Consider the following 9,921-nt stretch of genomic DNA (forward strand, 5'->3'; position numbering starts at 1 on the left):
TTCAAGCACCGCGGACTCACAGCTTGCCATCCACCCCTCTCACCCCAAAGTTTATCCCCTGCCCAAGACACAAGCGGGCTTGCTCGCGAAGAGGCGCTGAAACACAGCAAACATCCGGGGCATAAAAAAACCCGCTGAAAACGACTTCAGCGGGTTTCTCATTTCAGCAGCCTGGAAAATCAAAAATCTTCCAGCCGCCACACTTCATACGCCGGTGTCTCGTAGGGATGGCTGAGTTTCAACGCAGCCACCACAGCGACGATCAACTCATCCGCCACCACCAGCTCAACCTTCCATTCCTCAACCTGTTCGACCTGCCCGGTTTCACCAATAAACGGCTGACTGCCCTCCAGTGGACGAAACTGACCCAGGCCCAACACCTGCCACGCGCAGTGATCATAAGCGCCGATCCGCCCGCCACCGGCGGCGAATACGGAGCTCTTTACGTCTTCGACGTGACTGGTCGGAACAAAAAAGCTGAGCTTGTACACAGCCCTTAGTTCACCCAGACGCGCGCATTACGGAACATACGCATCCACGGTGCGTCTTCGTTCCAGTCTTCCGAACGCCACGAGTTTTGCACGGCGCGGAACACGCGTTCCGGGTGCGGCATCATGATCGTCACGCGACCGTCGCGGCTGGTCAAACCGGTGATCCCGCGCGGCGAACCGTTCGGGTTGGCCGGGTATTTCTCGGTGACCTTGCCATGGTTGTCGACGAAACGCATCGCCACGCAACCCGACAGATCGGCTTCCAGCAATGCTTCTTCGCTGGAGAACTCGGCATGACCTTCACCGTGCGCGATGGCGATTGGCATGCGCGAACCGGCCATGCCTTGCAGGAAGATCGAGTTCGATTCCTGCACCTGGACCATCGCCACCCGCGCTTCGAACTGCTCGGAACGGTTACGCACGAAGTGCGGCCAGAACTCGCTGCCCGGGATCAGCTCGTGCAGGTTGGACATCATCTGGCAGCCGTTGCATACGCCGAGGGTGAAGCTGTCGTTGCGTTCGAAGAAGCCCTGGAAGGCATCGCGAGCACGGCTGTTGAACAGCGCGGACTTGGCCCAGCCTTCGCCGGCGCCCAGTACGTCGCCGTAGGAGAAACCGCCGCAAGCGACCATGCCCTTGAAGTCGTTCAGGTCGACACGACCGGCCAGGATGTCGCTCATGTGCACGTCGATCGCGTTGAAACCGGCGCGGTCGAACGCGGCCGCCATTTCCACCTGACCGTTGACGCCCTGCTCACGCAGCACGGCAACCTGTGGGCGGATATTTTTCTTGATGTAAGGCGCGGCGACGTCCTGGTTGACGTCGAAGCTCAGCTTGACGCTCAGGCCCGGATTGTCTTCTTCCAGCAGCACGTCGAACTCTTGCTCGGCGCAGTCGGCGTTGTCGCGCAGACGCTGGATCTGGTAGCTGGTTTCAGCCCAGGTCCGTTGCAGCAGACGACGCTGGCCTTCGAACACGGTTTCGCCGTTGAAAGTGATGTTGATCTGACCGTTGTTGATCGGCTGACCGACCACCGACACGCAGTCGCCCAGACCGGCCGCGCTGAATTGCGCGAGGATGTCCGGAGTCGCGTCCTGACGAACCTGAATCACCGCGCCCAGTTCTTCGTTGAACAGGATCGCGGCGATGTCGGCGGAGGTTTCCGCCAGACCGTCGAGGTTCAGGCTCAGGCCGCAGTGACCGGCGAAGGCCATCTCCACGACGCTGGTCAGCAAACCACCGTCGGAACGGTCGTGGTAAGCCAGCAGATGACCGTCGGCGTTGAGGCCCTGGATCACCGCGAAGAAAGCCTTGAGGTCTTCGGCATCATCGACGTCCGGCGCTTGCGAGCCGAGTTTGCCGTGCACCTGGGCCAGGATCGAGGCGCCCATGCGGTTCTGGCCACGGCCCAGGTCGATCAGGATCAGGTCCGTGGTGCCTTTGTCCATGCGCAGTTCCGGGGTCATGGTCTGACGGATGTCAGCCACTGGCGCGAAACCGGTCACGATCAGGGACATCGGCGAAGTCACGGTCTTGTCGACGCCTTCGTCGGTCCAGCGGGTGGCCATGGACATGGAGTCCTTGCCCACCGGAATGGTAATGCCCAGGTCCGGGCACAGTTCCATGCCGACCGCTTTCACGGTGTCGTACAGGCGCGCGTCTTCGCCCGGATGGCCGGCGGCGGACATCCAGTTCGCCGACAGTTTGATGTCGGAGATCTTGTTGATGCGCGAAGCGGCAATGTTGGTCAGGGTTTCGCCGATGGCCATGCGGCCCGACGCCGGAGCATCCAGCAGGGCCAGCGGAGTACGCTCGCCCATGGCCATGGCTTCACCGGTGTAGACGTCGAAGCTGGTGGCGGTGACGGCAACGTCGGCCACCGGAACCTGCCACGGGCCGACCATTTGGTCACGGGCCACGAGGCCGGTGATGGTGCGGTCGCCGATGGTGATCAGGAAGCTTTTGCTGGCAACGGCCGGGTGATGCAGAACGCGTTCGACGCAGTCGGCAATGTCCAGCGTGCCTGGATCGAAATCGTCGCCCAGTTCGTTTTCACGAACGGCCGAACGGTGCATGCGCGGGGCTTTGCCCAGCAGCACTTCCAGCGGCATGTCGACCGGATCGTTGCCGAAGTGGCTGTCGGTGACGGTCAGTTGCGGTTCGGCAGTGGCTTCGCCGACCACGGCAAACGGGCAACGCTCACGTTCGCAGATGGCCTGGAAGCGTTCGAAGTCCGCAGGGCCGACGGCCAGGACGTAGCGTTCCTGGGATTCGTTGCTCCAGATTTCGTGCGGGGCCATGCCCGGCTCGTCGTTTGGAATGTTGCGCAGTTCGAAACGGCCACCGCGGTTGCCATCGTTGACCAGTTCCGGGAAGGCGTTGGTCAGACCGCCCGCACCGACGTCATGGATGAAGCTGATCGGGTTTTTGTCACCCAGTTGCCAGCAACGGTCGATGACTTCCTGGCAGCGACGTTCCATTTCCGGGTTTTCGCGCTGTACGGATGCGAAGTCCAGGTCAGCCGAGCTGGTGCCGGTGGCCATGGAGGAAGCGGCGCCGCCACCCAGGCCGATCAGCATCGCCGGGCCACCGAGGACGATCAGCTTGGAGCCGACGGTGATCTCGGCTTTCTGTACGTGTTCGGCACGGATGTTACCCATGCCGCCGGCCAGCATGATCGGCTTGTGGTAACCGCGAACTTCGTCGCCACGCGGGGTGGTGATCGATTGCTCGAAGGTACGGAAGTAACCGGTCAGGGCCGGACGGCCGAATTCGTTGTTGAACGCGGCGCCACCCAGTGGGCCTTCGATCATGATGTCCAGCGCAGTGACGATGCGCTCGGGCTTGCCGTACGGCACTTCCCACGGCTGTTCGAAGCCGGGGATTTGCAGGTTGGACACGGTGAAACCGGTCAGGCCGGCTTTTGGCTTGGCGCCACGACCGGTAGCGCCTTCGTCGCGAATCTCGCCGCCACTACCAGTGGCTGCACCCGGAAACGGGGCAATCGCGGTCGGGTGGTTGTGGGTTTCGACTTTCATCAGGATGTGCACCGGTTCCTGCACCGCACCGTACTGGCGGGTTTCAGGGTCCGGGAAGAAACGGCCGGCGACATTGCCGACGATCACCGAAGCGTTGTCCTTGTAAGCCGACAGCACGCCTTCGCTGTGCATCACGTAGGTGTTCTTGATCATGCCGAACAGGCTTTTTTCCTGGCTCTGACCGTCGATGTCCCAGCTGGCGTTGAAGATCTTGTGACGGCAGTGCTCGGAGTTGGCCTGGGCGAACATCATCAGTTCGATATCGTGCGGGTTGCGCTTCAAGCCAATGAAGGCATTGACCAGGTAGTCGATCTCGTCTTCGGCCAGGGCCAGGCCCAGCTCGGTGTTGGCTTTTTCCAGCGCGGCGCGGCCGCCACCCAACACGTCGATGGCGGTCAGGGGCTTGGGCTCGGCGTGGCTGAACAGGCCGGCGGCTTGCTCGAGGTTGCCGAGGACGATCTGGGTCATGCGGTCGTGCAGCACGTCGGCAATTTGCCGGGCTTCGACGTCGCTGAACTGGCCGGCGACGTAGAACGCAATGCCGCGCTCCAGACGCTGGATCTTGCTCAGGCCGCAGTTGCGAGCGATGTCGCTGGCCTTGCTCGACCACGGCGAGATGGTGCCGAAACGCGGCAACACCAGGAACAGACGACCGGTCGGCTCTTGAACCGGAACACTTGGGCCGTACTTCAGAAGGCGCGCGAGCACCTGCTGTTCGTCGCCGGTCAGGACGCCGGTAACTTCGGCGAAGTGAGCGAATTCAGCATACAAGCCACTGACAGCCGAAACTTTCTGGCTCAGTTGCTCAAGGAGTTTGCTGTGGCGAAAGGCAGAAAGGGCAGGAGCGCCGCGCAGGATCAACATCTTCGGGACAGCCTCGGGAAGGGGTGTGCTTTGAGGCCGTGCATTCTAGCCTAAACCGCCCGCGACATCACCCGAAACGGTACGGGCGGCTGTACCCGAGTGCCGGGCGGGGCGTCCGGGCCTGCAACAGGCATGAATCGAGGGTAAATTTTTCTGTCACAAAATGCAGTCTGGGCCCATTCCTGCGGGCTCCAGACGGCTTTTCGCTTGCCTAGCAGACAAGCCCTTCGCTGTCGAGATATGGCGCTCGTGGTCCTTTGCGTATACTGCGCAAATGTTTTCCCCAACGGCTTTGCGTCCGCGGTACGCCAAATGGCTGATCGCAACCGGACTCTTCCTGGTGCTCAGTGGCTGTGTTGATAAACCCAACACGCTGGAGCGCGTAAAGGAGGATGGTGTGCTGCGGGTGGTTACTCGTAACAGCCCCGCCACCTACTTTCAGGATCGCAACGGTGAAACCGGCTTCGAATACGAGCTGGTGAAGCGCTTCGCCGACGATCTGGGGGTCGAACTGAAAATCGAGACCGCCGACAACCTCGACGACTTGTTCAACCAGGTCGGCAAGCCTAACGGCCCGGTGCTGGCAGCCGCCGGCCTGGTCAGCAGCGAACAACGCAAAAAGCAGGTGCGGTTTTCCCATTCCTACCTCGAAGTCACGCCACAGATCATCTACCGCAACGGCCAGTCACGGCCGACCGACGCTGGCGACCTGGTCGGCAAGAAGATCATGGTGCTCAAGGGCAGCACCCACGCCGAACAACTGGCGGAGCTGAAACAGAAATACCCCGGCATTGAATACGAAGAGTCCGACGCGGTTGAAGTCGTCGACCTGCTGCGCATGGTTGATGAAGGCCAGATCGACCTGACGCTGGTCGACTCCAATGAAGTCGCGATGAACCAGGTGTACTTCACCAACATCCGGGTCGCCTTCGACCTTGGCGACGCCAGCAACCAGAGCTGGGCCGTGGCTGCTGGCGAAGACAACAGCCTGCTCAATGAAATCAACGCCTACCTCGACAAGGTGCAGAAAAACGGCACCCTGCAACGCCTGAAGGACCGTTACTACGGTCACGTCGATGTCCTCGGCTATATGGGCGCCACCACCTTCGCCCAGCATTTGCAGCAACGGCTGCCCAAGTACGAGCAGCACTTCAAGGCTTACGCCAAGAAAGAGAAAGTCGACTGGCGCCTGCTGGCGGCGATTGGTTATCAGGAATCGTTATGGCAGGCGGCGGTCACGTCCAAGACCGGCGTGCGCGGCCTGATGATGCTGACCCAGAACACGGCGCAGGCCATGGGTGTGTCCAACCGGCTCGATCCGAAGCAAAGCATCATGGGCGGCGCCAAGTACCTGGCTTACATGAAGGATCAACTGGACGAATCGATCCAGGAGCCGGATCGCACCTGGTTTGCTCTGGCGGCCTACAACGTGGGCAGCGGCCATCTGGATGACGCGCGCAAACTGGCGACGAAAGAAGGATTGAATCCGGATAAATGGCTGGACGTGAAGAAGATCCTGCCGCGCCTGTCCGAGAAGAAGTGGTACAGCAAGACGCGATATGGCTACGCCCGAGGCGGCGAGCCGGTGCATTTCGTGGCGAACATCCGGCGTTACTACGACATCCTGACCTGGGTGACGCAGCCGCAGCTCGAAGGCAACCAGGTGGCAGAAGGCAACCTGCACGTGCCGGGAATCGACAAGACCAAGCCGAATCAGGAAACCCCGCCGCTTTAAAAGTCACCACCCATCCAATGTGGGAGCGGGCTTGCTCGCGAATGCGGTCCAACAGTCAACGAAGATGTTGAATGTTAAATCGCCTTCGCGAGCAAGCCCGCTCCCACAGTTTGGTTTTGCAGTTGGCTTAGGCTTTGGCCGCCGCCAGGATCAGCGCTTTCATTTCCGACACCGCCGACTTGAACCCGACAAACAACGCATGCGCCACCAGCGCATGGCCGATGTTCAGTTCGTTGATGCCCCGGATCGCTGCCACCGCTTCGACGTTGTGGTAGTGCAAGCCATGGCCGGCGTTGACGATCAAGCCTTGCGCCAAACCAAACGCCACGCCGTCTGCGACACGCTTGAGTTCTTCAGCCACGTCGGTCGGCGTCTCGGCATCGGCATAACGGCCGGTGTGCAATTCAATCGCTGGCGCGCCCACTCGCCTGGAGGCCTCGATCTGGCGTTCGTCCGCATCGATGAACAGCGACACTTCACAGCCCATCTTCGACAGGCGATCCACCGCCGCCTTGATCCGCGCTTCCTGCCCCGCGACGTCCAGGCCACCTTCGGTGGTCAACTCCTGACGGGTTTCCGGGACCAGGCAAATGTGCGCCGGGCGAATGCGCTCGGCGAACAGCATCATCTCTTCGGTGACGCCCATTTCGAAGTTCATGCGGGTTTGCAGCACGTCCTTGAGCAACACCACGTCGCGCTCTTGAATGTGCCGGCGGTCTTCACGCAAATGCACGGTGATGCCATCAGCGCCTGCCTCTTCCGCGTCCAGTGCCGCCTTGACCGGATCCGGGTAGCGAGTGCCCCGGGCCTGACGCAGGGTGGCAACGTGGTCGATGTTGACGCCAAGAAGAATGCGATTGCTGGTGGTCACGGAAACGCTCCTGAAGAGGGAAAAGTTCGGTGCACAGCATACACGGGGATTTTATGGCTTTCGAAACAACTCTCGGGAAACCAGCGGACGCCCGCCCAGATGCACGGCCAGCGCTTGTCGCATCAGACGCTTGGCGGCGGACAAGGCACCGGGTGCCGACCAATCGGCATCGGCCATGGCCAACAGCTCGGTGCCGTTGAACAGTCCGGGTTGCAGCAGATGGACCTGCTCCAGGCCCGCATCCACTTGCAGGCGATAGAGACCGTCCGGCGCAATGGGCTCACCGTGGATGTCGGTGCTCAGGGCAAAACCATAGCCGAGGTCATCGAGCAGTCGCCATTCGAATGAACGCAGCAACGGTTCCAGCGCGCGGCCTTCCGCCAGCGCCAGCAAAGTCGCCGCGTAGTGATCGAAGACGCCGGGGTGCGGGTCTTCGGAGGGCAGCAGACGGATCAGCAATTCATTCAGGTAGAGACCACTGAACAGCGCTTCACCGCTCAACCAGCTGGAAGTACCGGCGGCCTCCATCCGCCCGACATTCTTCAGCTCGCCCCGCCCGCGAAATTCGACTTCCAGCGACACGAACGGCCGCGCCAGCGTCCCCGCCTTGCCCCGCGCACTGCGCAATACCGCCCGCAGCCGACCTTGCGGCGTGAGGAAATCCACCAGCGCGCTGTTTTCGCGGTAGGCGCGGGAGTGGAGCACGTAGGCCGGTTGGCCGATGGGCTGGGACATGGAGTTCTCGATGGCGGAACGCAGTTTTACAAACAACCTGAAACCAATGTGGGAGCGGGCTTGCTCGCGAAAGCGGTGTAACCGTCAACACACGTGCTGAATGTTACATCCTATTCGTGAGCAAGCCCGCTCCCACAGGGGATCCACGGTGTAGCGCAGAGCCGGTTTACAGGTCGCCGTAACCCAGCGAACGCAGGGCGCGCTCGTCGTCGGACCAACCGCCTTTCACCTTGACCCACAGGTTGAGCATGATCTTGGAGTCGAACAGCAGCTCCATGTCCTTGCGCGCCTCGGTGCCGATGCGCTTGATGCGCTCGCCCTTGTCGCCAATGATGATTTTCTTCTGGCCATCACGCTCGACGAGGATCAACGCGTGGATGTGCAGGGTCTTGCCCTGCTGCTTGAACTCTTCGATTTCGACGGTGATCTGGTACGGCAGCTCGGCGCCCATCTGGCGCATGATTTTCTCACGCACCAGTTCAGCGGCGAGGAAGCGGCTGCTGCGGTCGGTGATCTGGTCTTCCGGGAAGAAGTGATCGTTTTCCGGCAGGTAACCGGCAATGACGCGCTCCAGCGCCTCAAGGTTGTGACCGTGCTGGGCCGAGATCGGCATGATCTGCGCGTTCGGCAATTGTTCCTGCAACCAGCTCAGGTGTGGCATCAGCTCGGCTTTGTCTTCGATGCGGTCGGTCTTGTTCAGCGCCACGATCAACGGGCCGGTCACGTATTGGACGCGCTCGAGGACCATCTGGTCTTCGTCGGTCCACTTGGTGCGGTCAACCACGAAGATCACCACGTCGACGTCTTTCAACGCCGCCGAGGCGGTCTTGTTCATGTAGCGGTTCAAGGCCTTTTCGCCACCCTTGTGCATGCCCGGGGTGTCGACGTAGATCGCTTGAACATCGCCTTCGGTCTTGATGCCCAACATGTTGTGGCGGGTGGTTTGCGGCTTGCGCGAGGTGATTGCCAGCTTCTGCCCCAGGATGTGGTTCAGCAGCGTGGACTTGCCCACGTTGGGACGGCCGACGATGGCAACATAGCCACAGCGAGTTGCGGTTGAATCAGTCATGGCCATTCTCCACGCCCAGGGCAATCAGTGCTGCGGCGGCCGCTACCTGTTCGGCAATACGACGACTCACACCCTGACCTCGGCTTTTTTCATTCAGTAAGGTGATTTCACATTCGACGAAGAACGTCCGGCAATGCGGCTCACCCTGGATATCCACCACTTCATAACGTGGCAGCTCACAACCGCGCGATTGCAGGAATTCCTGCAAGCGGGTTTTTGGATCTTTGTTGGTGTCGACCAGCGTCAGGCCTTCGAACTCACCGGCCAGCCAGGCCAGCACGCGCTCGCGCGCCATGTCCATGCCGGCGTCCAGGTAGATCGCGCCAATCAGCGCTTCGAGGGCATCGGCCAGAATCGATTCGCGACGAAAACCACCGCTTTTCAATTCACCGGAGCCCAGACGCAGGTAGTCGCCCAGGTCGAAACCACGGGCCAGCACGGCCAGCGTCTCACCTTTGACCAGGCGTGCGCGCAAACGCGACAGCTGGCCTTCGCGGGCCAGCGGGAAGCGATCGAACAGCGCCTCGCCAGCGACGAAGTTGAGGATGGCATCACCGAGGAATTCCAGGCGTTCGTTGTTGCGCCCGGCAAAGCTGCGGTGAGTCAGGGCCAGGACCATCAGTTCCTGATCCTTGAAGGTGTAGCCGAGCTGACGCTCTAGACGGCTTAAGGAGACGCTCACGGTTTACCCACGCTGAGTTCGTGGCTGGTTTCCACCGCCATCGCCGGGGTGCGGCGCAGGCTTGGGACAATTAACGCTGTGTTCAAAAATTACGTCCTGAATATCATTGTTTTCATGCTTTCGACGCCGATTGTGCCGGCTCCAGAAATGCATTCGGCGCTGTGTTCAACAGCGCCGTGTGTGATTACTTGATCAGGCCAACCCGCGAAAAATTCGGCAGGTGACTGAGTTTGGGTTCCGGCCAGCTCATCCAGACTGCGAAGGCCTTGCCGACGATATTCTGGTCGGGAACCATGCCCAGCAGATCCTTGGGAATACTCGGATCATCCCAATAGCGACTGTCGTTCGAGTTGTCGCGGTTGTCGCCCATCATGAAGTAGTGAAGACAGCGGCATCACGTTGCTGTTGACGCAACAACACTTGATCGACGGCTTGC

General features: G+C 60.8%; 7 protein-coding genes and 1 pseudogene. 1 reads left to right on the forward strand and 7 read right to left on the reverse strand.

Annotated elements, in window-relative coordinates; all coding sequences use genetic code 11:
- Window positions 1-179: 179 nt before the first annotated feature.
- Both ACQKP4_RS27320 and purL read right to left on the reverse strand, forming a co-directional pair.
- Window positions 180-491, reverse strand: coding sequence for an NGG1p interacting factor NIF3 (locus tag ACQKP4_RS27320; protein ID WP_427637117.1), 312 nt, complete (start codon window positions 489-491; stop codon window positions 180-182).
- 5 nt (window positions 492-496) lie between these two features.
- Window positions 497-4,393, reverse strand: coding sequence for a phosphoribosylformylglycinamidine synthase (gene purL / locus ACQKP4_RS27325; RefSeq protein ID WP_427637119.1), 3,897 nt, complete (start codon window positions 4,391-4,393; stop codon window positions 497-499).
- Between the two features lie 274 nt (window positions 4,394-4,667).
- On the opposite strand from purL, the gene mltF reads away from it, so the two are divergent.
- Window positions 4,668-6,128 carry a membrane-bound lytic murein transglycosylase MltF gene (gene mltF / locus ACQKP4_RS27330; RefSeq protein WP_427637121.1) on the forward strand — a complete coding sequence of 487 codons (1,461 nt, stop codon included), beginning with the start codon at window positions 4,668-4,670 and terminating at the stop codon, window positions 6,126-6,128.
- Between the two features lie 127 nt (window positions 6,129-6,255).
- Here mltF and pdxJ read toward each other — a convergent pair whose 3' ends face one another.
- From pdxJ to ACQKP4_RS27355, 5 genes and pseudogenes are all read right to left on the reverse strand, one after another.
- Window positions 6,256-6,999, reverse strand: a complete 744-nt coding sequence (gene pdxJ, locus ACQKP4_RS27335; protein ID WP_427637123.1) for a pyridoxine 5'-phosphate synthase — start codon at window positions 6,997-6,999, stop codon at window positions 6,256-6,258.
- A 51-nt stretch (window positions 7,000-7,050) separates the two neighbouring features.
- Entirely contained in the window at window positions 7,051-7,734 is a 684-nt protein-coding gene (recO, locus tag ACQKP4_RS27340; protein ID WP_427637125.1) for a DNA repair protein RecO, read from the reverse strand.
- 166 nt (window positions 7,735-7,900) lie between these two features.
- Window positions 7,901-8,803 (reverse strand): GTPase Era, encoded by a 903-nt coding sequence (gene era / locus ACQKP4_RS27345; RefSeq protein WP_218436993.1) that lies wholly within the window; start codon window positions 8,801-8,803, stop codon window positions 7,901-7,903.
- Window positions 8,796-9,485, reverse strand: coding sequence for a ribonuclease III (gene rnc, locus ACQKP4_RS27350; protein ID WP_059403405.1), 690 nt, complete (start codon window positions 9,483-9,485; stop codon window positions 8,796-8,798). Before rnc ends, era begins: the two co-directional genes overlap by 8 nt.
- A 184-nt stretch (window positions 9,486-9,669) precedes the next feature.
- Window positions 9,670-9,867, reverse strand: a pseudogene (locus ACQKP4_RS27355) (S26 family signal peptidase); the annotation flags it as partial.
- Window positions 9,868-9,921 lie beyond the last annotated feature (54 nt).

It is taken from the genome of Pseudomonas sp. NPDC086278 (assembly GCF_050280905.1).
In the GTDB taxonomy this organism is placed as follows: domain Bacteria; phylum Pseudomonadota; class Gammaproteobacteria; order Pseudomonadales; family Pseudomonadaceae; genus Aquipseudomonas.

Excerpts from the sequence above, each read along its gene's own strand:
- purL (WP_427637119.1), bottom strand. The coding sequence starts at position 4,393 with ATGTTGATCCTGCGCGGCGCTCCTGCCCTTTCTGCCTTTCGCCACAGC.
- mltF (WP_427637121.1), top strand. The coding sequence starts at position 4,668 with ATGTTTTCCCCAACGGCTTTGCGTCCGCGGTACGCCAAATGGCTGATC.
- recO (WP_427637125.1), bottom strand. The coding sequence starts at position 7,734 with ATGTCCCAGCCCATCGGCCAACCGGCCTACGTGCTCCACTCCCGCGCC.
- era (WP_218436993.1), bottom strand. The coding sequence starts at position 8,803 with ATGACTGATTCAACCGCAACTCGCTGTGGCTATGTTGCCATCGTCGGC.